We start from the raw sequence: 23364 nt of genomic DNA, 5'->3' as shown, positions 1-23364 counted from the left end.
ATCGAAGGCAAATGGAGTGCGAGCGCCATTCGCCTAAATGTCAGGAGTTGGGTTGGAAGCGGGCAGGCGACTTCGCGCCCCAGGTCGTTCGGCCCGCTCCTGGGCGTCCCTCAAAGCGGCTATGCGTTGAGGAAGGTCAGGCTTCCGCTACTGGCGGTTGGCTGCCGTTGCCCCCAACCGTTAGCGGATCTGTATAGTAAGGAATTCGGCTTCGCGCTTGTTGGACAGGCTCTCGCCACCTATCTTTCGCCCGCAGCCAAGGGAGTGCGCAGCGACATGGATTTCGCCCTGATAGCAGAATCTTCAAATACCGCCGTCAGGAAAGCCACGATCCATGTCCTCCATTACCCTCGCCGACATTTCGTGGTCCGCGCCTGACGGGCAACCCGTCCTTTCGGACGTTTTGCTCACCTTCCAGCAGGAACGCACCGGAATCGTCGGCCGGAACGGAGTCGGCAAGAGCACGCTCCTCAAGCTCGTTTCGGGCGATCTGACCGCGAGCCGCGGCCGCGTCGTGGTGGACGGCACGGTCGGCATGCTGCGGCAGATGGTGCAGATATCGCCGAACGAGACTGTCGCCGATCTCATGGGCGCGTCCGCTGGTCTCGCGCTGTTGCGCAAGGCGGAAGCCGGGACGGCCTCGATCGACGAGTTCGCCGAGGCCGACTGGATGCTGGAGGCGCGCGCGGCCGAAGCGCTGGCCAAGGTCGGGTTGGACGCGGAACTCGACGCGCGTCTCGTCAGCCTTTCCGGCGGGCAGAGAACACGCGCGGCGCTCGCCGGCATATTGTTTCGGGAGCCCGATTTTCTCCTGCTCGACGAGCCCACCAATGATCTCGATCGCAATGGTCGCAGGGCGGTTCGCGAGCTACTCGAGGGCTGGCGCGCGGGCGCGCTGGTGGTGAGCCATGATCGCGAGCTGCTCGAGTGTCTCGACGCGATCGTCGAGCTGACCTCGCTCGGCGCGACGCGCTATGGCGGGAACTGGAGCGCTTATCAGGCGCGCAAGGCCGTCGAGCAGGAAGCCGTCGAACGCGATCTCGCCTCGACCGAGCGTCGCGCCGCCGAGGTCGCGCGCAAGGCCCAGCAGGCAGTCGAGCGGCAGCAGCGGCGCGATGCCGCCGGCAATCGCCGGGCCGCACGCGGCGACCTGCCGCGCATCTCGATCGGGGGGCGCCGCGATCGCGCCGAGAAGAGCGGCGGGGAAGGGGCGCGCCTCGCGGATCGGATGCGCGCCGACGCCGACCAGTCGCTCGCCGCGGCACGCGCTCGCGTCGAGCGGACGACCACTATGCGGTTGGAGCTCGCCTCGAGCAACCTAGCGGCAGGGACGCGCGTCCTCGACATGGAGCATGTCTGCTTCGGTTTTGCACCGGATCGCCCCTTGCTCAACGACGCGTCGCTGCATCTGGCGGGGCCTGAGCGCGTGGCGATCTGCGGGCCCAACGGATCGGGCAAATCCACACTGCTCAGAGTGATCACGGGCGATCTGGCACCGTGGGAGGGACAGGCGACGATGCACGTGCCGTTCGCTTATTTCGACCAGCGGGTCAGCATCCTCCGGCCCGAGGCTACGATCGCGGAGAATTTCCGCCGTCTCAATCCTGGCTTGACCGAGAACGACTGCAGGGCCGCGCTGGCGCGGTTCCAGTTCAGGGCGGATGCCGCGGACCGCCGCGTCGAGACGCTCAGCGGCGGACAGGTGCTGCGCGCCGGGCTTGCCTGCGTGCTGGGCGGCGCGACGCCGCCACCGCTGCTCCTGCTCGACGAGCCCACCAATCACCTCGACATGGAATCGATCGCAGCCGTCGAGGCCGGGCTGAAGGCCTTCGACGGCGCCCTCCTGGTCGTCAGCCATGACGAGGCGTTCCTCGAGGCGATCGAGATTTCGCGTCGCATCGAGATCAACGCGCTCGGCGGCGGAGGCTAGCGCAATGCGGCGAGATCCGCGGCCGCCTTCAGCTCCCACGCGCGGGCACCTTGTTCCCGGCTGAGGGTGAGCGCCTGGTCGAGCAGGGTGCTCGCATCTTCTGCCGACGGGGTGAATCGCACGATCCGGGCCTTGAGGCGAAGCAGCTCGGGTACCGCGAACCTCTCGCCGTTTGCGTCGCAGCGCGCGAGCGTGGCGTCGACCAGATCCAGCGCCTCATCGGTGCGCGAATCCGCGACGAGGCCGCGGGCGAGCGCGATCGAGAAAGGCGTGGTCAGCAATTCGTAGCGCGCCGCGCGCAGCCGGGAGAGGCTTTCCTCGACCGCGCCGAGCGTATCGCCTGTCTGCCCGCGCTGGATCGCCAGTTCGCCGCGAAAGCCCGCGGCCGCGGCGATATACGGGCCGAGCGCGTTGACCTCGGCGCATTCGGTGAACGCGGCGAGATCCTGCTCGGCGGCGGCGTAATCCTCCATCCACAGATAGACCGACAACGACCAGATCAGCGCGATGCAATGGGTGACGGCGTGATCGAGCTGGGCGGCCTCGCGGACGATCTGCCGTGCGAGCCGTCCGGCCTCGTCGGCATGGCCGGCGAGCCATAAGGTCCGTGCAAGCGCGATGCCCGAGCGGTTCCGGTGATCGAAGCCGTAGTGGATCGTCCGGCTGCGCGCGGAAGGCGGACTCTTCCGCAGTGAGAGCTCCAGCTCGCGCCGCGCCCGCTTCTGGTCTCCGGCGAGATGGTGCGAGATGCCCGAAAACGAATAGGCGATCCCCATCGCCTCGGGCGCGCCGATAGCCTCGGCAACCTGTACTGCGCGCTCGGCATGACCCATCGCGGCGGCATATTCGCCGATGCGTTCGTGAAAGATGTGGAGGCAGCCGAGCAGGCGCAGCTGGTTCCAGCGATCATCGAGCAAGGTCGCGATCTCGAGCGCGCGGGCCAGCGCATTCCCCGCTGCCTCGCTGTTGCCGCGGGTGAACATCAGCGAGATGCCGAGCGCTGCCTGGAGCTCCAGCTCGATCGCGGTGCCGCGCTGGACCTCCTCGATCTCGGCGAGCGCACGGGCGCACCAGGTGCGGCACTCGATCAGATGCGAGAGGTTGAGGAAGACCGGCGCGCTGGCGGCGGCCAGGCGCACCGCGATCCTGAGGTCGCCGTCGCGGCCGAAACTCCAGTCGAGTGCGCTGCGGATGTTGCCGAGCTGCTGGCGCAGCGGTCTGGTATCCTGCAGCACGTCCTCGTCCTGCTCGGCCACCGCCTCGAGCTCGGCGAGGAAGAAGGCGGCGTGGCGACGGGCGACAGCACCGCTCTCGCCCTCCCGGCGGGCAAGCAGCTTCTCCCTGGCATAGGCGCGCGTCATCTCCAGGAGGCGGTAGGTGCCGGTACGGCGCGATCGATCGGGCGCGACGAGCGACTTGAACGCGAGCTCGTCCAGCGCAGCCGCCACGTCATCCGATCCAATCTCCGCATCCGCCACCACCTCCAGTGCGGCGTCGATCGAGAAGGGGCCGACGAGGACCGACAGGCGCTCGAGCACGATCCGCTCCTTTTCGGTGAGGAGGTCGTAGCTCCAGTCGAGCGTCGCCTGCAGCGTCTGCTGGCGGGGGCGGGCGGTTCGCCTGCCGGACCAGCCGAGGCTGAACCGCTCGCCGAGCTGGCGCGCCGTCGCGGCGATGCCGTGCGTCGCCGCGCGCACCGCGGCGAGCTCAATCGGCAGCGCCATCCCGCCGAGCCGCCGGCACATGTCGGCGATGAGGCGGGCAGCGTCCTCGTCGACGACGAGCGAACTGTCGGCCGCCATGGCACGCTCGCAGAAGAGCTGCACTGCCGAATAGGTGAGCAGCTGCTCGGGCGTCAGCGCGGCCGGCTCCTCGGGATAGTCCAGGGCGTCGAGCCGCAGCACGTGCTCCGCCCGCACGCGCAGCGGCTCGCGCGAGGTCGCCAGCACGCGCGCGCCTGGCGCCTCCTCGATGATGCGCTCGACAATGCCGGCAACGGGCTCGACGACATGTTCGCAATTGTCGAGCAGCAGCAGGAATGGCCGGTCTCGGATATGCCCTAGAATGACGGCGAGCGGGTCCTCGCTCTGCACCGCGATCCCCATCGCGCCGGCGATCATGGAGGGCACCACCGCCGGATTCTCCAGCATGCTGAAGTCGACGAAGGCGACCCGGCCCTCGAACGTGCCGGCAAGCCTGTGACCGGCCTCGATCGCCAGCGAGGTCTTCCCGACGCCGCCTGCACCCACGATCGTGAAGAGCGGCGTGTCGGCGACACGCTCCACGAGGAACGCTACGTCGCGTTCGCGTCCGATGAGATGGGGCAGCCTCGCCGGAACGTTGATGCTGCTCGCGCCGGGTCTCGCTTCGTCATCCGGCGCCGGCCGTATCGCGGCGCCGTGCCGCTCGACCGGCGCGACGAAGGCGTAGCCGACACCGACCTGCGTGGCGATGTAGCGGGCACCGTCGGTGCCATCGCCCAGCAGCTTGCGCAGGCCCGCCATATGGAAGCGCAGGCTGCCGTCCTCGACCACCACGTCCGACCAGACGCGCTTGAGCAGCTCGCGCTTCGAGAGGACCCTGCCGGGCTGCTCGGTCAGCACCACGAGCAGGTCGAAGGAGCGCCCGCCGATCTCCACCGGCTCGCCGTTCCTCGTCAGCAGCCGCTCGCTCGGGGACAGGCAGAAGGGCCCGAAGAACATGCGTTCGCCGTGGAGTTGCTGCTGTAGGTCCGCCACGATCCCGTCGTTCCCCGTGCATGGTCGGTACGATCCATGCCGCGAGCGACGGCGTGCCTCAATCCCACCGAAGCACAATGATGCGATTCATTTCAGCCGCCGGGCCGTTCCGGGAAGTCGGTCGACCGGCTGAGCGTGCGCCAGCGTTCCAGCTCGTCGAGGCGTGCCTTGTCGCTGCGCTCGATCGCGGCGAGCGCATCGCTGCCGAGCGGGAGTCGCAGGGGTGGCGCCTCCGAGGCGACGACCTGGAGGATCGCCTGTGCGCCGCGGCGCGGGTCCCCAGGCTGCTTGCCGTCATAGGCCGCCTGCACGCGCGCGGCATTGCCGACCACCGCGTCATATTCGGGGCGGCCGGCGTCGAGCGTCGTCGATGCCCCGGCGAAGTCGGTCCGGAAGCCGCCCGGCTCGATGATCGTCACGCGAACGCCGACGAGCTTCATCTCCTGCGCCAGCACTTCGGAAAAGCCCTCGACGCCCCATTTGGCCGCCGAATAGGGCGCGCGCCCCGGCGCGCCGATCCGGCCGCCGACCGACGAGAACTGGATGATGTGGCCGCTGCGGCGCTCGCGCATGTGCGGGATCACCGCCTTGGTCATGATGATCGTGCCGAACAGATTGGTCTCGATCTGGCGGCGGAAGGCGTCGATCGGCGTATCCTCGACCGAGCCCACGTCGCCGTACCCGGCATTGTTGACGAGGATGTCGAGCGCGCCGAACCGATCGATAGCGGCCCCCACTGCCGCGGCGGCATCCTCCTCGCTCGTCACGTCGAGCCGGGCGACGGCGAGACGCCCTGGGCGACCCTCGCCGAGACCGGAAAGCTGGTCGGGGTCGCGCGCGGTCGCGAGCAGATTGTCGCCCGCGTCGAGGATCGCCTCGCAGAGGGCGCGCCCGAAGCCCCGCGAGCTGCCGGTCACCAGCCATGTCCGTGCCATCATCCATACTCCATTTGAAGGGGGCCGCGCGTCAGTCGAAGGTGAAGACATAGGCGCGCACGCCCGGACGGGAGAACTCGACCGTGACGGTCCGGTTGGCGATCTCGCCCGGCTGCCGGACGAGCTGGTAGAGCCGGTCCTCCTTCACCTCGCCCCAGCCCGCCGCGTCGACGTCGACGCCGTGACTCTCGCCCGGCGCGCTCCCGTCGATCGTCACCCGGAAGCGGATCGGGCGGCCGTCCGGCGCCCCGCCGAGCACGAGATGCGCGTCTCGGGCGTGGAAGCGGAACCGGATCGTGCCGGCGTCGCCCTCGAGCGTCGCGAACTCGCGGCCGACGTTCCAGCTGCCCGCCAGGTCCCATTGGTTGAGCGAGAGGTCCGCTGCCGAGGCGTAGCTGAACGGCGCATCCTCGCGGATCCCGCCGGGCGAGGCGAAGTCGACCGCCTTCTCATAGCCGACATAGGCCTCGGGCGAGCGCAGGTCGCCCCAGTCGGCCGCCGCTTCGATGCCCTTGCCTTCGATCGGTGCGAGCGGAATGCCGGAGAGGTCGTGGCCCGCTTCCGCCAGCAGCTTGCGGATCAGCTGCTCCGCCTGGTCGTAATTGCCTTCGCCCAGCCGATAGCCGCGCACCCGTCCCCTGGCGTCGATGAAATAGAAGCCGGGCCAGCCCTGGTTGGCGAAGTCGCGCCACGCCGCATAATCGTTGTCCTGCAGGTTCGGGTAGCGGACCTGCAGCTGGCTGGTCGCGAGGCGGACCTTGGCCGGGTCCTTCTCGAAGCCGAACTCCGGTGCGTGGACGCCGACCACCTCCAGTCCCTTGTCCCCGTAGTGCTCGCTCCAGGCACGCAGATAGGGGAGGGCGCGCAGCGAGTTGATGCACGAATAGGTCCAGAAGTTGACCACCACGACCTTGCCGCGGAGCGATCTTGGGCCGTTCGGAACGGCCGTGAGCCAGGGGCTTGCGTCCTGCAGCACCTCCAGCGGCCGTGTGGTGGCACCAAAGGGGGCGGAGATCACGGCGTCCGTATCCTTCGCTGAGGACCGGACCAGGCCCAGCGCGTCGCCGAAGCAGATCGCGGTGGTGGCGACGGCTGCCACGAATGCGGCGGCGGCGAAGCCGAGCGAGCGTCTCTGGGTCATGGTGCTGCCTCATCCTGATGGTCAGCCGACATGTAGATCGCCCGTGCGGCACGTCCCGTTAGCCATCGCCGGAACCCCGTTAGTTTCTGAAAGCCGGGGCCGGCGGGCGAACGCTAACGCCGCATCACTCCACTTAACGGGCGCCGCGCCGTCGCTTCTCTAAATCCGGCCGTGACCAGATCAGGAGGAGAAGCCAATGTTCGGAAATCATCCCTCGCGCCGCCAATTCGTTGTCGGTGCGGGCGTGGCGGGGGCGCTCAGCGCCATGCCCTCCGTGGTGCGCGCCCAGGGCGGCGGCAGCGCCATCCGCCCGTTCAAGGTCGCCATTCCCGCGGCCGAAATCCAGGCGATGCAGCACCGCATCGCCGAGACCCGCTGGGCCGACGCGCAGCCGGCGTCCGATGACGGCCAGGGCGTGCGCCGGCAGACGCTCGAACCGCTGATGCGCTACTGGGCGCGCGGCTATGACTGGCGCAAGGTCGAGGCCAGGCTCAACGCGCTGCCGATGTTCATGACCGAGATCGACGGTCTTGACGTCCATTTCATCCATGTCCGCTCCCGGCACGACAATGCGATGCCGATGATCCTGACCCATGGCTGGCCGGGCTCGGTCCTCGAGTTCCTGGGAGTCATCGATCCGCTCACCAATCCGACCGCGCATGGCGGGAAGGCGGAGGACGCGTTCCACCTGGTGATCCCGTCGATCCCGGGCTTCGGCTTCTCTACCAAGCCGACGGTGCTCGGCTGGGGCTCGGATCATATCGGCCGCGCCTGGGCGATGCTGATGCAGCGGCTGGGCTATGACCGCTATGTCAGCCAGGGCGGCGATTGCGGCTCGGTGATCTCGCAGCGCATGGCGCTCCAGCACGTGCCTGGCCTCATCGGCATCCACCTCAACATGCCGGCGGTCGTTCCCGCCGATATCGCGAAGATTCTCGCCGCCGGCGATCCCGCTCCGGCCAGCCTGTCGGCCAAGGAACGCGGCGCGTTCGATCAACTGGAAGCCTTCTACCGCGACAACTCGGCCTATGCCGCGATGATGAACACGCGGCCGCAGACCATCGGCTACTCGCTCGTCGACTCGCCGGTGGGGATGGCGGCCTGGATGTACGAGAAGATCGCGCAGTGGACCTACAGCGGCGGCCAGCCCGAACGCGTTCTCGGCCGCGACGCGATCCTCGACGATATCTCACTCTATTGGCTGACTGCGACGGGTGCCTCCGCCGCCCGGATCTATTGGGAGGATCACTCCAACAATTTCAACGCGCGCGGCATCATCGACCTACCGGTCGCGGTGAGCGTCTTCCCCGGCGAGATCTTCCGCGCGCCGAGGAGCTGGGCCGAACGCTGCTACAAGAAACTCTTCTACTTCCATGAAGCCGGCAACGGCGGCCATTTCGCCGCGTGGGAACAGCCCGCGCTGTTCGCCGAGGAAGTGCGTGCCGCCTTCCGCCCGCTGCGCTGGCCACCCTTTTCCAAGGAGAAGAACGATGACCGATCCTAAGACTCTCTATACCGCTCATGTCCATGTCACCGGCGGCCGCGAAGGCGCCGCGCGCAGCTCGGACGGCCGCCTTGACATCAGGCTGGCCACGCCCGGCGGTCCGGGCGCGGGCACCAACCCCGAGCAGCTGTTCGCCGCCGGCTGGTCGGCCTGCTTCGAGGGCGCGATGGCGATCGCCGCCAAGTCCAGGGGCATCACCCTGCCGGCCGATCTCGCGATCGATGCCGAGGTCGAGCTGCGTCACGGCGAGGACGGCTATTCGCTGGCGGCCCGGCTGAACGTCAGCATCCCCGGCGTCGACCCGGCGGTCGCCCGGCAGATCATCGAGACCGCGCACCGGACCTGCCCGTATTCGAAGGCGATCAAGGGCAATATCGATGCGGTCGTCGCGCTCGTCTGACCATTCTCTCGAAAGGAGACCGAACATGAAGAAGCTGATAGCCGGCGGGCTGCTGTTCGCCGCCGTACTCGCCCCTGTTGCGGCGCAGGCGCAGGCCGCCAAGCCGACGGTGGTGCTCGTCCATGGGGCGTTCGCGGATTCGTCGAGCTGGAACGGCGTGATCGCCATCCTCGAGCGCGACGGCTATCCCGTCGTCGCGGCGCCCAATCCGCTGCGCGGCGTGCGCGCCGATGCCGATGTGGTCGGCGATCTCGTCAAGAGCATCCAGGAGCCGGTCGTGCTCGTCGGCCATAGCTATGGCGGCTCGGTGATCAGCGAGGCGGCCGAAGGCGTGCCGAACGTGAAGGCGCTGGTCTATGTCGCCGCCTTCGCGCCCGAGGCAGGCGAGACAGCGCTGGGCCTGACCGGCAAGTTCCCGGGCAGCACGCTCGCGCCGGCGCTGGCGCCGCCGGTCAAGCTCACCACCGGCGGCAACGACCTCTACATCCTCCAGGCACGCTTCCACGATCAGTTCGCGGCGGACGTGCCGGAGGCCGAGGCGCGGCTGATGGCGGCCGGCCAGCGTCCGGTCGCCGACGCGGCCCTGTCGGAGGCATCCACCGCGCCCGCGTGGAAGCACGTCCCGTCCTGGTTCATCTATGGCGACAAGGACCGGAACATCCCGCCGGCCGCCCAGGCGTTCATGGCCGAGCGGGCGCAGTCCCGGCAAACGGTGGTGGTGAAGGGCGCTTCGCACGTGGTGATGGTGTCGAACGCGCCGGTGGTGGCCGGCCTGATCGAAAAGGCTGCGACCGCCCGATGAGTCGAAGCGCCCGCGGCAGCCTCTGCCGCGGGCGTTCGACCATCGGTTCGCCGCCTATCGCGAATAGGCCGTGAAGACGAGGTCCGCGCCCTTCTCCAGCGCGTTGAGCTTCGAATGGCAGGCGAAGCAGGACTGGGTGAGCGCGACGTCCCGGTTGGCCACCCCGTTCTCGAACTGGCCATAGCCCCAGCCGCCGCTCGCGGCATAGCGTTTCGAGTCCTTCACGCTCACCTGCACGTTGGTCGGCGAGCCGGCGACGAAGGACTGGGGGGCGGGAAAGACGCTGTCGTTGCGCGGCGACGATTCATAGCGCCAGGCCAGCCGCACGATCACCGCGCCATCCGGGAAGGGCCGCTTGCCGTCGCGAAAGGCCTTCACCGCGATGTCGTTGCCCAGGATGGCGCGGATGTCGTTGTTCTTGCCCGCCTCGTGCGCGACGCTGATCAGCCTCCAGTCCCGATATCCTTGGGGAAGTTTCACGCCGTAGATCGGCGAACCCTCGTCCTTGGGCCGCTGCGCGGTGACCACGGCGGAAACCCCGAACGACAGGCTCGCGAGCGCGAGGGCGTAGGTGGAAAGATGCTTCATGCGAACGCTCCTCACGCGCCTTCAGCCGGCCAGCCTGGCCGCATCGAGCACCGCCTTGGCGAAGGCGGCGGGTGCTTCCTGCGGCAGATTATGGCCGATCCCGCCGGTGATCAGCCGGTGCTCATAGGGACCGGTGAACTTGACGCGATATTGCGAGGGATCTGGATGCGGCGCGCCGTTGGCGTCGCCTTCCATGGTGATCGCTGGGATCGTCACCGGCGGCGCGGCGGCCAGCTTCGCTTCGACGGCGTCATATTGGCCCTCGCCCTCGGCAAGCCCGAGCCGCCAGCGATAATTGTGGATCACGATCGCGACGTGATCGGGATTGGCGAATACCGCGGCCGAACGATCGAAGGTCGCGGCGTCGAACTTCCATTTCGGCGAGGCCAGCTCCCAGATCAGCTGGTTGAACGACTTGGTGTTGGCGGCATAGCCGGCCCTGCCGCGCTCGGTCGCGAAATAGAACTGGTACCACCATTGCAGCTCCGCCTGCGGCGGGAGCGGCTTGGCGTTTCCGGCCTGGCTGCCGATCAGATAGCCGCTGACCGAGACCAGCGCCTTGCAGCGCTCGGGCCAGAGCACCGCCATGATGTCCGCGGTGCGCGCGCCCCAGTCGAAGCCGGCGACGATCGCCCGATCGATGCGGAGCGCGTCCATCAGCGCGAGCCCGTCGGCCGCGAGCGCGGCCTGCTGGGCATTGCGTGGTGTCTCGGCCGAGCGGAAGACCGTGCTGCCATGGCCGCGCAGGTGCGGCACGATCACGCGATAGCCTCGCGCGGCGAGCAGCGGCGCCACCTCTGCAAAGGCATCGATGGCATAGGGCCAGCCATGGAAGAGCAGGACCGCCGGACCCGAAGCCGGCCCCATCTCGACATAGCCGATGCTGAGCACGCCGGCATCGACTTGCCGGACCGGTCCGAGAGGAGACGGGGTCGAAGGCGCCCGCGGCGCCGCTGCCAGCGCCGGAGCGCCGCCTCCAGTCAGCGCCGCGGCGATCGCGGTGGCGCCGTAGACGAAGCCGCGGCGATCGGTGAGGGTTTCGGGCAAAAGCGTCGACATGGCTGGGGTCCTTTCGGTGGCAGGGAACGGTTTCAGATAGCCTCGTCCGAACGGGCGCGCCCGTTAATCGCTATGATCTGCTGTGAGCGGGCCGCACGTTTCTGGGAAACTAACAGCGCCTAACTGGCTCTTGCCGACCCCGCGGCATAATCGGGAGATACCCTGGTGAGATTGGAAACCGATGCCCCGATTCAGTCCGACGATGGAGCGGCACGTTCGCGCCGCCGAGGACGCCTGGAACAGCCGCGATCTGGAGGCGATCCTGCTCGCCAGCACGATCGACTGCCAGTGGCGCAACCGCGTCGATTTCCTGTGGGGGCGCGACAGATCCGCACCTTCCTCGAACGCCAGCTACGCCGCGAGATCGAGCTCCGCATCGTCATCGAGCTTTGGGCGGAAGGCGATCGCCGGCTCAGCACGCATCACGCCGCCGAGTTCCGCAACGACAGCGGCACCTGGTTTCGGGTCTATGGCAGCGAGGAGATCGAGTTCGATGATGCCGGGCTGGTCCGGCGCCGCCTCACCGCCGCGAACGAGCATCCGATCCAAGTGCATGGGCGCGCCTTGCGCTGGCCCGAAGGACCGCGTCCCCCCGACCAGCCGAGCCTCACCGAGTTCGGCTTCTAGGCGCGCTTCAACGCGGGCATGAACTCCATGCCTTTGGTCTCGCGCAGCAGTGCTGCGGCGAGCAGCACCAGCAGATAGGCCAGCGACACGTAGAGACCGATCGAACGGGAGATGCCGAAGGCGGCGATGCTGCCGCCTACGGCGAGCGGGGCGAGGCCGGCCACGCCCCGCCCAACATTGTAGCAGAAGCCGAGACCCGAACCGCGCAGCCGCGTCGGATAGAGCTCGCTCAGCACCGGCCCGATCACGCTATAGAGCCCCATCGCGAAGAGCCCGAGCGGCGCGCCGAGCGCGAGCAGCGTGGCGTCGGAAACCGCGCCTTCGGTGGCGATAAGCACCGTGACGATCCCACCCAGCGCGAACAGGGCGAGCGCCGCCCGGCATCCGAGACGGTCGGCGAGCGTCGCGCCGAGAAAATAGCCGGCGAGCGATCCGCCGACGAGCACTGCCATGTGCGTCGCGGTCTGCGCTGTGGTCATGCCGCGCTCGAGCCGCAGCATCGTCGGCCACCAGGTGGCGAGCGCCCAATAGCCGCCGTGCGTGCCGATCGCGAGCAGGCTGCCCCGCGCGGTATTGCCGCGCATCCGCAGCGAGAAGATCCGGTGCCACGTCTCGGTCTCCGGCGCGGCGAGGAAGGTCGCGGACTCGATGAGCCGCCGGCGCGCGGCGAAGATCGCCAGCGCTGGGAGCAGGCTGACGAAAAAGACGGCCCGCCAGCCCGGTTCCGGTGGCAGCAGCGTGATGGCGATCGTGGACGTCGCGGCGGCCAGACCCCAGCCGATTGCCCATGCGCTCTGCGCGGTCCCCACCAGCCGGCCGCGCGTCGCTGCGGCGGCGATCTCGCCCATGAATACCGCGCCGACCGCCCATCCGGCGCCGAAGCCGAACCCTTGGAGCGTCCGCGCGACGAGTAATTGCTCGAAGTTCTGGGCCAACCCGCAGCACAGGGCGGCGAGCGCCATCCAGACGATGATCAGCTGCAGCACGCGCACACGCCCGAATCGGTCCGAAGCCGCGCCCGCCAGCCATCCGCCGGCCGCAGAGGCGACGAGCATCACCGTCGCAAGCAATCCGCCTGCCGAAGGGGACAGTTGCCAGAGCGTCAGCAGCAGCGGCAGCACGAACGAATAGAGCTGGACGTTCATCGCATCGATGCTGAACCCGGCATAGGTGTTGCGGAACGCTCGACGGCCGTTCGGATCGAGGTCGCAGTACCAGCGCGGTGCGATCATCGTAGGGCAGGTGCCAGAGAATCCATCGCGGCTTTCAAACACATCTTGAACGATCGTTCCAGTACATTATCTTCTCAGCATGGCCCGGCCCAAGGAATTCGACGTCGATGCCGCCGTGGAGGCTGCGATAGCGGTGTTCCGCGAGCATGGCTTCGAGGGCACTTCGGCGCAGATGCTCGTAGATGCGATGGGGATCGGTCGTCAGAGCCTGTACGACACGTTCGGCGACAAATGGGGCATCTACCGCGCGGCGGTGAGGCGTTATTCGCAGGACGAAGTGCGGACGCATGCCGAGATGCTGGCGAGCCGCGAGCGAGCGATCGAGGGGATTCGCGCGATGTTCGATCGCGTCGCGGCCGAAGCGAGGCAAGCCTGCCTAGGCCTTAGCGCCACCGTCGAGTTCGGCTGCACCCGGCCCGAGCTGGTGAAGCTCCGCGAAGCTTCGAGCGCCACGCTGACCCGCACCGTGAAGGAGGCCCTGGCCCAAGCGCAGACGCAGGGCGACGTCGCGGCCGATCTTGACCTCGACCATCTCGCGACCTTTCTGATCACGACGATCTCCAGCCTCCGCCTCGCCGCGCGCGCGGGCGCCGGGCCGGCGCAGCTCTCCACGCTTGTCGACCTCACCCTACGCGCGCTGCGCTGATCTTTTTTTGTTCAATTCTGGAATGATCATTCAATAAGGAGTTTCAAGATGAAGACCATTGCGATGACTGCGATCGGTGGCCCCGAAGTGCTCGAACTGCTGGACCTGCCGGAGCCCGTTCCAGGCTCCGGCGAGGTGCTGATCGAGGTCGCCGCGAGCGGCGTGAACTTCATGGACGTGGGCGTGCGCCAGGGAATGGCATGGCACGAGATGCCGCTGCCGCGCGCGCTCGGCGTCGAGGGCACCGGCCGCATCATCGCGCTGGGCGAGGGCGTGACCGATCTCGCGGTCGGGCAGCGCGTCGCCTGGGTCTATGCCCCCGGCAGCTATGCCGAGCGGGTCGCCATCCCCGCCGCCGCGCTCGTGCCGGTGCCTGACGATATCGACGATCGCACTGCAGCCTCGTTGATGATGCAGGGGCTCACCGCCAGCCATTTCGCGACGGACTTCTATCCGGTCCAGCCGGGCGATGTCGCGCTGGTGCATGCGGCCGCAGGCGGGCTGGGACAACTGCTCACCCAGATCATCAAGCTACGCGGCGGCACGGTCATCGGGCGGGTTTCCAGCGCGGCCAAGGTCGCGGCCGCCAAGGCCGCCGGCGCGGACCATGTGATCGTCGACACCGAGGGCGATTTCGCCTCCGAGGTGTTCCGTCTGACCGGTGACGAGGGCGTGCACGTCGTCTATGACGGCTCCGGTCCCGCGACCTTTGACGGATCGCTGGCCGCGCTACGCCGCTCCGGAACCTTCTGCTGGTATGGCCCGGTGCTGGGTGGCCCCGGGCGGATCGACATCATGAGCCTGCCTCGCAGCATCAAGCTCGGCTATGCGGTATTTTCCGACCATATCCACACCCCCGAATTGCTGCGCGCCCGCACGGCGCGCCTGTTCGATTGGGTGCGCCAAGGCAAGCTCCACGTCGCGGCTGCCCGGGACTACGCGCTGGCCGATGCTGCCGAGGCGCACGCGGCGATGGAGAGTCGGGCCACCACGGGCAAGCTCCTGCTGATTCCGTAAGGGCCGTATGTGATTTGAATTGTCGGAAAGCGACCATCGGGCAAGTTTTTGGGAGCACGGCAGCTATCGCGAACCGTCTCCCTTAAGCGGACAGTCCACTGGGCCGGCCTTTTAGTGGCGGACGGGGCCCAGTGCCTCGGCCGCCGTATTTCCGTGAGGCGCGTATGAGTGTGTGTGAGCGCGTACTCCCTCGCTTTCACGGGGGACAACCGGCTAAACCTTCTTCGCCATCGGAAAACTCGTGATCCTCAGCTTCGGCGCCGCATAGGGCATCAGCACCAGCTTTTCCGGCTTGCCCTTCGCTACCGCCGTCGCGGGCGGTGGGGCGGCGGCGTTGTCCTGTTCGTCCCAGTCGGTCGCCGTCAGGCGATAGCCGTGCGTCACCAGCACCACCGGAGGACTGCGGCGCGAGAAGGGCACCGGGCCGATCGCACGCTCGACCCGCTCGATCGGCGCATCATCGGCCAGCGCATAGCGCCACTCGCCCGCGGGCAGCACCGCCCAGTCGGCGGTCAGCCCGCGGTCTCGCAGCTTATGCCACTTTTCGGTGATCGGCAGCGAGAACACCAAAGGTCCCTGCTCGACGAAACTGCCATGGGGGGAGGCGACGCGCCGCGCCTCGGCGGTGAAGCGCAGTTCGACTTTGTCGCCGGCCGTCCATTCGCGATCGATCCTGGCGAATTTTCCCGCGGTGGCGCCCGCGACCGCCTCGCCATTGACGCGTATGCTCGCCGTCTTCGCCCAGCCGGGAACGCGCAGCGCCATCGGGAAGCGCGTCGGGCGGACCGGATCGACATGGATCGTCACCTGATCCCGGAACGGATAGTCGGTCTCCTCGCGCAGCTTCACCGGCACGCCGCCAACGCTGGCCGCGACCTCGCACGGGCCGTAGATCGTCTTGGCCAGCCCACCCTCGGCCGATGCCATCCACAGGCTCGCGACCAGCTTGGGCCAACCCTGATGGAAATTGGCGGTGCAGCAGCCGAAATTAGGCTCCAGCCCGAACAGGTTCGCCTCGGGTCCGTTGGTCGTCCACGGGCCTTCTTCCCTGGCGCAGCGGATCTGGTTGGGCTGCTGATCGTATTGATGCGCCCACATGTCGTCGGTGAAGGTCGCTTGCAGCGCGTTATACGCAATGCGCTCGACCCGATCGCCCAGCGCGGCATCGCCGGTGATGGCGAGGCCGAGCTCGAGCGAATACATCGCCTCGACGATCGCGCACAGCTCGACGCCCTGACTGGGGCTGCGTCCGGCAAGATGCTCGTCTGCCGAATAGATGCCGATCGGCAGGCCGTGATAGCGGTCGAGGATCGCCAGCTGGTTGTGGATCGCTTTGCGATCCTCGTCGCTGCCCGACACCACCGACCACACCGGGGACGCTTTCAGCGCCTGCGCGTTGTTCACGCCGTGCAGCGTCTGCGCGTGGTCGGCCAGCCCGTTGGCGGTGCCCTCCGCGCCGGTCTTGTCGAGGCCGATCTTCGCCTTCACCGTCTTGGTGCGATAGGGATAGTTCGGTCCGAACAGCCCTTGCCAGTCATGGCCCTGCTGCTTGAGCAGCTTGGCCAGTTCGAGCAGCTTGGTATCGCCGGTGCGGTTGTAGAGCCAGACCACCGATACGACCTCGTCCTGCCAGCGCGACCGGCCCCAATCGCGCAGCGGGCGCCTGGGCATCTCCGCCAGCTGGTGATGGAAGTAGTTGGTCATCACCGGAATGACGCGCGGATCCTGGGTCAACTCATGATATTGCGTGAGCACTTTCAGCATCACCATGCGCGGCCACCAGTCATCGTTGCTGCGCGGGCCGATCATCCCGTTGGGGGCAGGGTTGTCGAGTGTCCAGTCGATGAACTTCATGGCCTTGGCCTTGAGCGGCGCGGAATCGAGCATCCATGCCAGCGGTACCAGCCCGTCGAGGAAATAGGGGCCGCGCTCCCAGCTTTCGCCTTTGCCGCCCAGCCAGCCGCTGTCGGGGCCCAGATCGGGCCAGGTCTCGTCGATCCGCCCACCCATGCCATCGGCCTGGATCTGCAACTGCTTCCGCAGCCATCCGCCCGGTCGGATCGCGCCCGTTGGCAGCAGATAGAAGGGCTGGGGTGCGAGCGGCGCGCGGTTCGGCGGCGACGACCCCGCGGTCGTGGGGGCGGAACGCTGCGCCACGATCGGCGCGCTGGTTGCAGTGACCGCAACGGCAGCTGTGCAGCCCAGGAACTGACGGCGATCGGTGTGATGGCTGCACAAAGCGTCGCTCTCCTAGGATTGTCTGACTAATATGACACAAGCACGAATGGCTTTTTGCTCGCCGGCGTTCAAGTACTGCCGACGCTCGGTACCCGCCCCGACCCGGTTCCGCCACGCTTCGTCAGCGTGACAAATGTCATGGGTAGTGGGTGCCGGCCGGTCTATTAATCGTCGGAACTCGCGCTCGATATCCATGCGCGACCGTGCGCCAGATCCATGGTGAGGATCCAATTTCTGAGGATCGGCACTCCGATATTGCCGTCGATTATAAGGGGCATGGAACGCGCGTCAGCCGCCGCCAGTGGCACCCCGCCAGCCAGTTCGCCTTGAAACCGCTGAGGCGACGGGTCGTCAGCCTTCATCGAGAAGAGTTCGGCATTGTGCCTGCCGATAACGATCGATCCGTCGCTGCCGGTATCCAGTTCCATCCAGAGCTTGCCCTTGGGTGTCGTCACAGCGACAAACGGGGTTATCGCGTGCCCGGATACCTCTCGGCCGAGGCGGAACTCGACCTCCCTGGCCCCGGCGATGCGTCGCTTCATGCTTGCGGGTGTCTCGAGGACAATCTGACGATGGGCGAGGTCAATGGTCACGACCTTTCCGGCGAAGCTGTCGAGGGCGATCGAGCCGGCGACCGGCGGAGCATCCTTGGGCAGCAGCTTGGAGAAGTCGAGAACCCCAGCTGTCGGAGCGACAAGAGTAGCACCACCGCTGCGCAGCGTCACATTCTCGCAGCGCTTCAGGTCGATCCGGTCTCCACGCATGCGAAAACCGCTGAGTTGTCCCCAGGGAGCGCAGCCTATTCCTGCCGCGGTCTCCGGCGTGATCGCGGTGATCCCGCCAGCAGTATCGAACAAGAACGTCTGCCGCTTGCCTGCAACTTCGGCCTCAAACGACCAGATTACACCCATATATGGTGAAAGTGGGATCGTCGTTGGTCTTGGCTGTGCGTCGATCGGAACAGCGGCCATCACCAATATTCCGATGCAGATCACGCGTAATCTCGACGCCGGTCCAATACGGGGCGCGATCATCACCACTCCTGTCCATCGCCAAGCCCGTCACGCTATCGTTGCCGGACCGGGCCGGCAATGCGCATCGCTTCCCCGATTGAGCGGGATGATCTGCACAACGCTTCGGAGGTCGCATGAACAAGCACCGCATTTACTCGATCAGCGTTGCAAGCGTGTACCCCCATTATATCGCCAAGGCGGAAAGGAAAGGACGCGTGAAGGCCGAGGTCGACGAGATCATCCGTTGGCTGACCGGGTACAGCCAGGAGCTGCTCGACGAGCATCTGGCCAAGGGGACGCCCTTCGAAGATTTCTTCGCACAGGCCCCGCAGATGAATCCGTCGCGCTCGCTGATTACCGGTGTGATCTGCGGTGTCCGCGTCGAGGAAATCGAGGAGCCGCTCATGCGGGAGCTCCGATACCTCGACAAGCTGGTCGACGAACTTGCGAGGGGCAAGCCAATGGAGAAGATCCTGCGCAAGTAGCCGCGGTTCGTCATCGACGTGCTATCGGCGCGAGGTCCGCGACCACCATAGACTGCTCAACGATGACACACCCGAATCGCGCGAGGAGGTCAGTCCTCGTCTCCGCGCTCTCATCGACTCATCCTGGCCGCTCAACGAAAATGATGAGCTTACGACAGGTCAGCCGCTTGGCGACCCAGGGGTATTGGCGCTGGAGCGAGTGAAGGGATTCGGTCACGGTCACGGTCAGAAGTGGCCGGGAATCCGCGTCTGAGAGCGCTGAGCGCACCATCTTAGCTGCATGAACCAGAGGCTTCTCGTGCTGGAGCGCGGTTGCGTCCAAAGGCTTCGGATAGGTGACCACTGCGGCCGCGTTACGGTCAAATTAAGATCTATTTCCCCGCCATGTCCGCTCCCCCGGCTGTCAATGGTGCGCATGGGACTTCAACGTCCAGTCGAGCGGCGAACCCGCGGCGCTGATGCGTGCCAGAGATGGCGGGTGGACGAACAACTCGGCCGGCAACCCGGTCGGCGGCGGCGACAAGGTGAAGGCCAACAATACGTTCGACCTGCACGTTCAATATGAGTTCCAGGGCGACAACTTCGCCCGGGGCTGGCAGGTCTATGTCGACGCCCAGAACATCTTCGACAAGGACCCGCCATTCTACAACGGCAACACCGCGGGCATCCTGGGCGGCGCCTGGGGCTATAACGGCTTCGTGTCGAACCCGATCGGCCGGCTTGTTTCCGTGGGCCTGCGCATCCGGATGTAATCCCCTCCCCGGAAGCGCCGCTCGGGCCGTGGGACTCCAGAGCATGGCTCCTCCGGAGTATTGCCTGGTTCACCCACCCTACCTCCTTGCGGAACAGCGTATCGGCCATGCTGTGCCTGTGGCTCGAGATCGCTATCGACGCCCTGTCGCACATCGTCACGGGGCGACCGCGCTCGACTATCTCGGGCCGTCGGCGGTGGTCTTCTTCGTCGCCGTGATCCAAGGCTCCTCCTTCAGGAACGCGATTCGGCCTCACTCAGGCAGGCTTCAATCCGGACGAGCGGCGGGCGGGTCAGGCCTGCGTTACCTCCCGGTCCGCTTCCTCGGTGTGCAGGTTGATCAGCGAATCCATCAGCCCGTCCTCAGCGCTCGAGCACACGCCGAGGATCACCGCCTCGTCGCAGCCGTCGCCGGTCACATAGGCATGGCCCATGTTCGAATCGATGTAGATCGATTCGCCCTCCTCCAGCGGCACCGGATCGTAGAACTCGGTATGGACGACGATGCGGCCGCTGACGACGAAGATGAACTCCTCGCCGCTGTGGTGGACGAGGTCGCCGAACTCCTCGGCCGACTTGGCGCGCACGCGGGTCAGCACCGGGATCATGCGCTTCCGGCGCAGCTCGGTGCAGAGATAGTAGTAATCGTAGTTGCGCGTGTTGACGCGCACCGCGCGATCGAGATCGCCGATGCTGCGGCGCGCGGTCACCGCCACCTCCGGCGTCGCCGCATTCTCGGCGAACAGCTCGGACATGCGGATGTTGAGCCGCTGGCTGAGCTGCAGCAGCTTGTCGTAGGTGAGGGTGAGCCGGTCGTGCTCGACCTTGGACAGCGTCGACACCGGAATGCCGCTGCGCTCGCTCATTTCCTTGAGCGTCCAGTCGTTGCGCGCACGCAGACCCTTGAGCAGCGTGCCGAGCGTAGGGTGCGCCTGCTTCATATCGCCCGACCCCGCGCCTGTTCGCGACCGTTTGACAATTTTCTAAATAGGATCATGATGTCCCAATCAGGACGAGGATGTTTCATGTCAGGCGCCAGACTAGTCGCTCCCGCCTGACGACGCAATCGACCGCAGGCCGCACGGCCAAAGCGAAGGGGGTTCGCGATCCATGTGGAAGCACGCGCTCAAACTCGGACTGGCGGGGCTGCTCGGCCTCGCTGCCGCCGTTCCGGCGTTCACGCAGCAGTCGCCGTCATTGGTTCCGGAGCCTGCGCCCACGGCGGCTGCAGCCCCGGTGTTGCCGCCGGCTCCCGCGGGGGCCGGGACGCTGACCAAGGCCGATGTCGATGCCTGGCTCGACGGCTACATGCCCTATGCGCTCGCCCGCGGTGACGTCGCCGGCGCGGTGGTCGTGGTCGTCAAGGACGGGCAGGTGCTCACCCAGCGCGGCTTCGGCTATGCCGATGTCGCGGCGCGGAAGCCCGTCGATCCGGAGCGGACGCTGTTCCGGCCCGGCTCGACCTCGAAGCTGTTCACCTGGACCGCGGTGATGCAGCAGGTCGAGGCCGGCAAGCTCGACCTCGACGCCGACGTGAACCGTTATCTCGATTTCAGGATCCCGCCCTATCGCGGCAAGCCGCTGACGCTGCGCGAGATCATGACCCATACCTCGGGGTTCGAGGAGATCATCAAGGGGCTGCTCGCCTTCGACAAGCCGGTCAAGCCGCTGGGCGACGTGCTCAAGGAGCGTATACCGGAACGGATCTTCGCGCCCGGGTCGACGCCGGCCTATTCCAACTATGCCACCGCGCTGGCCGGCTATATCGTCGAGCGCGTCTCCGGGACGAAGTTCGACGACTATGTCGAGCGCAACATCTTCCAGCGGCTCGGCATGGCGCACACCAGCTTCCGCCAGCCGCTGCCGGCCAAGCTGAGGCCGCTGATGTCGCAGGGCTATGAGCTGGGCTCGGGCAAGGCGCAGCGCTACGAGCTGATCGGCCTCGCCCCCGCCGGCGCCGCCGCATCGAGCGGGGCGGACATGGCGAAGTTCATGATCGCGCACCTCAACGACGGCGGCCCGCTGCTGAAGCCCGAGACGGCGCGGCTGATGCACACAGCGCAGAACAAGAGCGTGCCGGGCAACAACCAGATGGCGCTCGGCTTCTACGAGCAGTGGATCGACGGCCACCGCGCGATCGGCCACGGCGGCGACACCGTCTATTTTCATACCGACCTGATGATCTTCCCGGCGGAGAAGGTCGGCGTGTTCATCTCGATGAACAGCGCGGGCAAGGACGGCGCCCCCAACGGGATTCGCGGCGCGCTGATGGACGAGTTCGTCGACCGGTACCTCGCCTCCGGCCCTCGCAAGCCGCCGGTCGAACTGGCGACCGCCAAGGAACACGCCAGGATGCTGGCGGGCAACTGGACCGTCAGCCGGCGGATCGAATCGAGCTTCGCCTCGATCGTCAGCCTGCTCGGCGAGATGAAGGTGGGCCTCGACGACGACGGGCGGCCGCTGATCGCCGGCGTTCCCGCGCTCGGTGGGGCGCCGCGCAAGTGGATCGAGGTCGCGCCTTTCATCTGGGAGGACGCCTATGGCCATGAGCGGCTCGCCGCCCAGGTCAGGGACGGCAAGGTGGTGCGCTGGACCTTCGCGATGGTCTCGCCGTTCATGGTGTGGGACCGCACGCCCTGGTACGCGAGCGGCAGCTGGCTGATCCCGGCGCTGATCTTTGCGCTGGCGGTGATCCTGGTGACCGCGGTCTCCTGGCCCGCCGGCTGGATCGCGCGGCGGCGCTATGGTGCGGCGCTGGCGCTGGAGGGTAACGCGCGCAAGGCCTATCGCCTCACGCGCGGCGTCTCGTGGCTGGTGCTGCTGGTGCTGGCCGGCTGGGCGGTCGTCATTTCGGGGATCGAGAATTTCGATACCCACGGCAAGACCGACTGGCTGATCCTGCTGCTCCAGGTCGTCGGCACGATCGGCTTCCTCGGCCTGTTCGGCCTCGCCGCGTGGAACCTGTGGCTCGCCTTCAAGGGCAAGCGCGGGTGGTTTGCGAAGCTGTGGGCGGTATTGCTGCTGCTCGGCGCCTTCTTCGTCCTGTGGACGGCGCTGGTGTTCAAGCTGATCAGCTTCGGCACAGCCTTCTGAGCCATGGCGCAGCGGCGCTCGGTCGACGTGCGGGTGGAGCGGTTCGCCTATGCCAAGCCGTTCCGCATCGCCGGCCATGTCTTCACCGAATCCTCAGTGGTGGTGGTCGAGGTCTCCGACGGCGTCCATGCCGGCCGCGGGGAGGGCGGGGGCGTCTTCTATCTGGGGGATGACGTCGCCGCGATGATCGCCGCGATCGAGAGCGTGCGCGCGCCGCTCACGCGGGGGATGACGCGGGAGGAGCTGCAGGCCGCGCTGCCGCCGTGCGGGGGGCGCAACGCGATCGACTGCGCGCTGTGGGAGCTGGAGGCGAAGGCGAGCGGCACGCCGGTCTGGGCGCTGGCCGGACTGCCGGAGCCCGAACCGTTGCTCACCACCTTCACACTGGGCGCCGACGAGCCGGCGGTGATGGCCGAGGCGGCGGTGCGGGATTTCCCGGAGGCGCGCGCGCTCAAGCTCAAGCTGACCGGGGAGCTTGATCTCGATCTCGCCCGCGTGAGGGCAGTGCGCGCGGTGCGGCCGGAATGCTGGATCGGTGTCGACGCCAACCAGGGCTATGCGGTCGCCGACCTCGCGCGGCTGGTGGAGGGACTGGCCGATCTCGACGTCCGGCTGGTCGAGCAGCCGCTGGCGCGCGGGCGCGAGGCGGATCTCGACGGGTTCGACTCGCCCATTCCGATCGCGGCCGACGAGAGCGTGCTGGGCCTCGCCGACGTCGAGGCCATGGCCGGGCGGTTCGACACGATCAACATCAAGCTCGACAAGTGCGGCGGCCTGACCGAGGCGCTGGCGATGGCGCGGCGAGCGCAGGAACTCGGGCTCGGCGTGATGGTCGGCAACATGATGGGGACGAGCCTGGCGATGGCGCCGTCGTTCCTGGTCGGCCAGCTCTGCGACGTGGTCGACCTCGACGGCCCGACCTTCCTTGCTCGCGATCGCGTGCCGGGGATCGCCTACCGCGCCGGCCATATCCATTGCGACGACAGCGTCTGGGGACAGCTCGCCGCGTGAGCTGGATGCGGCGAGAAATAGATTTGCAAAATAGGTTGACATTTTTCTGATTAGGATAAAACATCCTGATCAGATAACATGATCAGGGAGGCGGCAATGGCGTCATTGCCCCGGTTCCCGCGTCGCCGGTCATTCGGCGGCGTGGCTGCGGTCG

Annotated in this window: 19 protein-coding genes and 1 pseudogene; 11 read left to right on the top strand and 9 right to left on the bottom strand. The window is 67.2% G+C overall.

What is annotated here, in order from left to right; all coding sequences use genetic code 11:
- Positions 1–334 precede the first annotated feature (334 nt).
- On the top strand, positions 335–1930 hold the full coding sequence (locus tag AC2YHA_RS10065; protein WP_487401386.1) for an ABC-F family ATP-binding cassette domain-containing protein: 1596 nt from the start codon (positions 335–337) through the stop codon (positions 1928–1930).
- Here the strand turns inward: AC2YHA_RS10065 and AC2YHA_RS10060 are convergent.
- The 3 genes from AC2YHA_RS10060 to AC2YHA_RS10050 form a co-directional block, all read right to left on the bottom strand.
- Entirely contained in the window at positions 1927–4668 is a 2742-nt protein-coding gene (locus tag AC2YHA_RS10060; protein ID WP_487401385.1) for an ATP-binding protein, read from the bottom strand. The two genes, AC2YHA_RS10065 and AC2YHA_RS10060, sit on opposite strands and share 4 nt — an antisense overlap.
- Before the next feature lie 92 nt (positions 4669–4760).
- Complete coding sequence (locus tag AC2YHA_RS10055) at positions 4761–5606, bottom strand: oxidoreductase (RefSeq protein WP_487401384.1); 846 nt, start codon at positions 5604–5606, stop codon at positions 4761–4763.
- Positions 5607–5634: 28 nt separating this feature from the next.
- Entirely contained in the window at positions 5635–6744 is a 1110-nt protein-coding gene (locus tag AC2YHA_RS10050; protein WP_487401383.1) for a redoxin domain-containing protein, read from the bottom strand.
- Between the two features lie 196 nt (positions 6745–6940).
- Between AC2YHA_RS10050 and AC2YHA_RS10045 the strand changes: the two genes are divergently transcribed.
- The 3 genes from AC2YHA_RS10045 to AC2YHA_RS10035 are packed head-to-tail and all read left to right on the top strand — an operon-like array spanning position 6941 to position 9450.
- Positions 6941–8248: an epoxide hydrolase family protein gene (locus AC2YHA_RS10045; protein ID WP_487401382.1), complete on the top strand. Its 1308-nt coding sequence runs from the start codon at positions 6941–6943 to the stop codon at positions 8246–8248.
- Entirely contained in the window at positions 8235–8648 is a 414-nt protein-coding gene (locus tag AC2YHA_RS10040; RefSeq protein WP_487401381.1) for an organic hydroperoxide resistance protein, read from the top strand. Before AC2YHA_RS10045 ends, AC2YHA_RS10040 begins: the two co-directional genes overlap by 14 nt.
- A 25-nt stretch (positions 8649–8673) precedes the next feature.
- Positions 8674–9450 carry an alpha/beta fold hydrolase gene (locus tag AC2YHA_RS10035; RefSeq protein ID WP_487401380.1) on the top strand — a complete coding sequence of 259 codons (777 nt, stop codon included), beginning with the start codon at positions 8674–8676 and terminating at the stop codon, positions 9448–9450.
- 54 nt (positions 9451–9504) lie between these two features.
- On the opposite strand, the gene AC2YHA_RS10030 is transcribed toward AC2YHA_RS10035, so the two are convergent.
- The gene (locus tag AC2YHA_RS10030; protein WP_487401379.1) at positions 9505–10038 is read right to left on the bottom strand and encodes a cytochrome P460 family protein; all 534 of its coding nucleotides are present in this window, start codon (positions 10036–10038) and stop codon (positions 9505–9507) included.
- A gap of 21 nt (positions 10039–10059) precedes the next feature.
- Complete coding sequence (locus tag AC2YHA_RS10025; protein WP_487401378.1) at positions 10060–11097, bottom strand: alpha/beta fold hydrolase; 1038 nt, start codon at positions 11095–11097, stop codon at positions 10060–10062.
- 181 nt (positions 11098–11278) lie between these two features.
- Here AC2YHA_RS10025 and AC2YHA_RS10020 point away from each other — a divergent pair.
- Positions 11279–11724: pseudogene (locus tag AC2YHA_RS10020) on the top strand (DUF1348 family protein).
- Here AC2YHA_RS10020 and AC2YHA_RS10015 read toward each other — a convergent pair.
- Positions 11721–12956: an MFS transporter gene (locus AC2YHA_RS10015; RefSeq protein ID WP_487401377.1), complete on the bottom strand. Its 1236-nt coding sequence runs from the start codon at positions 12954–12956 to the stop codon at positions 11721–11723. The pseudogene AC2YHA_RS10020 and the gene AC2YHA_RS10015 sit on opposite strands and share 4 nt — an antisense overlap.
- A gap of 79 nt (positions 12957–13035) precedes the next feature.
- Between AC2YHA_RS10015 and AC2YHA_RS10010 the strand changes: the two genes are divergently transcribed.
- Complete coding sequence (locus AC2YHA_RS10010) at positions 13036–13602, top strand: TetR/AcrR family transcriptional regulator (RefSeq protein ID WP_233785543.1); 567 nt, start codon at positions 13036–13038, stop codon at positions 13600–13602.
- Positions 13603–13650: 48 nt separating this feature from the next.
- Positions 13651–14619 carry a quinone oxidoreductase family protein gene (locus AC2YHA_RS10005; RefSeq protein ID WP_487401376.1) on the top strand — a complete coding sequence of 323 codons (969 nt, stop codon included), beginning with the start codon at positions 13651–13653 and terminating at the stop codon, positions 14617–14619.
- 213 nt (positions 14620–14832) lie between these two features.
- Here the strand turns inward: AC2YHA_RS10005 and AC2YHA_RS10000 are convergent, their stop codons facing one another.
- Together AC2YHA_RS10000 and AC2YHA_RS09995 are read right to left on the bottom strand one after the other, a co-directional pair.
- Positions 14833–16776 (bottom strand): beta-L-arabinofuranosidase domain-containing protein, encoded by a 1944-nt coding sequence (locus tag AC2YHA_RS10000; protein WP_487401375.1) that lies wholly within the window; start codon positions 16774–16776, stop codon positions 14833–14835.
- Between the two features lie 245 nt (positions 16777–17021).
- A complete protein-coding gene (locus AC2YHA_RS09995; protein ID WP_487401374.1) occupies positions 17022–17891 on the bottom strand; it encodes a hypothetical protein in 870 nt (289 codons plus the stop codon).
- 113 nt (positions 17892–18004) lie between these two features.
- On the opposite strand from AC2YHA_RS09995, the gene AC2YHA_RS09990 reads away from it, so the two are divergent.
- Together AC2YHA_RS09990 and AC2YHA_RS09985 are read left to right on the top strand one after the other, a co-directional pair.
- A complete protein-coding gene (locus tag AC2YHA_RS09990) occupies positions 18005–18355 on the top strand; it encodes a DUF2200 domain-containing protein (protein WP_487401373.1) in 351 nt (116 codons plus the stop codon).
- 458 nt (positions 18356–18813) lie between these two features.
- Positions 18814–19107 carry a hypothetical protein gene (locus tag AC2YHA_RS09985; protein ID WP_487401372.1) on the top strand — a complete coding sequence of 98 codons (294 nt, stop codon included), beginning with the start codon at positions 18814–18816 and terminating at the stop codon, positions 19105–19107.
- A 292-nt stretch (positions 19108–19399) separates the two neighbouring features.
- Here AC2YHA_RS09985 and AC2YHA_RS09980 read toward each other — a convergent pair whose 3' ends face one another.
- Complete coding sequence (locus AC2YHA_RS09980) at positions 19400–20047, bottom strand: helix-turn-helix domain-containing protein (RefSeq protein WP_233785549.1); 648 nt, start codon at positions 20045–20047, stop codon at positions 19400–19402.
- Between the two features lie 169 nt (positions 20048–20216).
- Between AC2YHA_RS09980 and AC2YHA_RS09975 the strand changes: the two genes are divergently transcribed.
- Positions 20217–22199, top strand: coding sequence for a serine hydrolase domain-containing protein (locus tag AC2YHA_RS09975; RefSeq protein WP_487401371.1), 1983 nt, complete (start codon positions 20217–20219; stop codon positions 22197–22199).
- Between the two features lie 3 nt (positions 22200–22202).
- Positions 22203–23210, top strand: coding sequence for a dipeptide epimerase (locus tag AC2YHA_RS09970; RefSeq protein WP_487401370.1), 1008 nt, complete (start codon positions 22203–22205; stop codon positions 23208–23210).
- The last annotated feature ends 154 nt before the right edge of the window (positions 23211–23364 follow it).

It is taken from the genome of Sphingomonas sp. SRI_018, assembly GCF_057586275.1.
Note: the sequence above shows the minus strand (reverse complement) of the source record. Positions and strands in the feature narration are given on the sequence as shown.